This window comes from Corynebacterium sp. EPI-003-04-2554_SCH2473622 (assembly GCF_001665955.1).
Classification (GTDB): Bacteria; Actinomycetota; Actinomycetes; order Mycobacteriales; family Mycobacteriaceae; genus Corynebacterium; species Corynebacterium pseudodiphtheriticum.
On sequence record NZ_LZMN01000025.1, the window covers coordinates 1 to 1,795 of the forward strand.

Sequence of the window (1,795 nt, forward strand, 5' to 3'; positions counted from 1 at the left end):
GCGCGATGGAAAGGAGGGTGATGAAGATGAGTGCGGAATAGAAAACAAAAAACTGTTGCAGGCCAAGGGTGCTATCCAGCCCGAGAATCTGGTGTAGGAAGAAATAGCTGCGCACCGTGGACAGCACCAGCGTGCCGACGGCGCCGAGCAGCAACAACGCCACCCAGAGTTTGCGGCGCACCGGCAGGTAGGCGGCGATGAAATATGCTTGCCAACAGACCACCGCATAGCCCAGCAACGAAAACCCATTGGTGGCAACCGCCAGTACGGTCAGTGTTGCCGCCAATAGCATCAGGGCTGGCTCCGGGCGGCGTCGCTGCCACAACAAACCCACCCAGAGCACCGCGGTGATAGCTGCGGTGAGCGCACCCGGAGGCCGGGGAGTAAGACCGGGATCGAAATCAACGTCTGCGAGTGACAGCAGCACCAGCAGAGGTGTTTGCACCAGTACTTGGCGCCACAAAGATTTATCCCGCATGAGGCTCATGCTGCCAGTCTAGAGCCGTGGCGCTTATCTAGACCCCTGGCGTGTACCTAGCGCATGAGTTTGGCGAAGCGCCGCAGGTAGTCAGCGACGAAGTCGCGGGTTTTGTCGTTGTTGAACGCGCCGGCGTCGTCAAGCAAGTTCGGTGATTGTCCCAGGAAGACCTCTGGCTGGCCTGGGGTGGGCATGTCGAAATAGGAGAGTGCCAGGCGCAGGTTCTTTTGCGAGCTGTAGCCGCCCATGCGCCCGACGGAGTGGCTGATGATGCCGGCCGGGAGGTGTTTCCAGGCGACATCTGAGTTTGGTTTGGATCCGATGTCGATGGCGTTTTTCAGACACGCCGGGATGGTGCGGTTGTTTTCGGAGGTCACGAACAAGATGCCGTCGGAGGCCTTGATGGTTTCACGGAATTCGGTGTAGGAATCTGGGGTCTGCACCTCGGTGACTTCTGGATCGTCGTAGTCGAAGTTGTACAACGGCAGGTGCCCAATCTCGACGATGCTGCCGGTGCAGTCTTCCGGCAGTAATTCGATGGCTTGTTTGGCGATTTTGCGCGCGAATGATCCGCCGCGCAGACTGCCGACCAGCACCGTGATCTGCTTTTTCTTGCTTGCCGACGCTTCCTGTGTGGGCGCTGCTTGGGTGGGTGCTGTTTGGGTGTTGTCAGTTGCTGGGTTGTTCATGCGCAACATCCTTTCTCTGTGCCTAGTAGGCTTGCTGACAATCAGTAAATAGATCCAATGAACAATTAAGTTCAGTGGCATGAAGTCTAACAAAGTTTGCGTGAACTAATCCCGCTTGCAAGGAAGGAGCCTGCGATGTCGCAAGCAGTCGACAAAGAATGCGCCTGGTTGGAAGCAATTAGCGTGTTCCAACAACTACGCAAAGGTAATTACCAAGCCGGGGTGGATGCGCTCTGCCCGCACAAGGGTGCAGGTGTCAAGGGGGAAGGTATAGAGGGCGCAGGTGTCGAGGAGGCAAAGCTCGCTGGGCAGAGTGAGTATTCCCAAAACGAACAGCAAGAAATAGCCCACGGCCTTATGCGGATGTTGGCGATCTTGTTGCGTGGTGAAGATCAGCAAAAACTTGATGATTTCGTGGACGTTGCGCTGGGGATGGCGCCGCCACCGCGGAGTTGATCGGGTGGTCTCACCCCGTCGCGGTGCTGAGAAGACATTCCATCGCCGGTGATCATGCGTTTGGTGCGTTTTTTACAAATAGGCCCGCTGATGATGAAGTGCTCCCCATTAGTTGGACTGAGAAATCAGTTTCCGACTAGTGAGGAGCACTTTTTATGAGAGCACGAAGTTC

2 protein-coding genes and 1 pseudogene are annotated in these 1,795 nt (G+C 56.3%); 1 reads left to right on the plus strand and 2 read right to left on the minus strand.

The window, feature by feature from the left end:
- Nucleotides 1-487: pseudogene (locus tag A5774_RS01955) on the minus strand (hypothetical protein); the annotation flags it as partial.
- 47 nt (nucleotides 488-534) lie between these two features.
- Nucleotides 535-1,176, minus strand: coding sequence for an NADPH-dependent FMN reductase (locus tag A5774_RS01960; RefSeq protein WP_231892311.1), 642 nt, complete (start codon nucleotides 1,174-1,176; stop codon nucleotides 535-537).
- A 126-nt stretch (nucleotides 1,177-1,302) separates the two neighbouring features.
- On the opposite strand from A5774_RS01960, the gene A5774_RS01965 reads away from it, so the two are divergent.
- Nucleotides 1,303-1,623, plus strand: coding sequence for a hypothetical protein (locus tag A5774_RS01965; protein WP_064833157.1), 321 nt, complete (start codon nucleotides 1,303-1,305; stop codon nucleotides 1,621-1,623).
- Nucleotides 1,624-1,795: the final 172 nt, after the last annotated feature.

Excerpts from the sequence above, each read along its gene's own strand:
- A5774_RS01960 (WP_231892311.1), bottom strand. The coding sequence starts at position 1,176 with ATGTTGCGCATGAACAACCCAGCAACTGACAACACCCAAACAGCACCC.
- A5774_RS01965 (WP_064833157.1), top strand. The coding sequence starts at position 1,303 with ATGTCGCAAGCAGTCGACAAAGAATGCGCCTGGTTGGAAGCAATTAGC.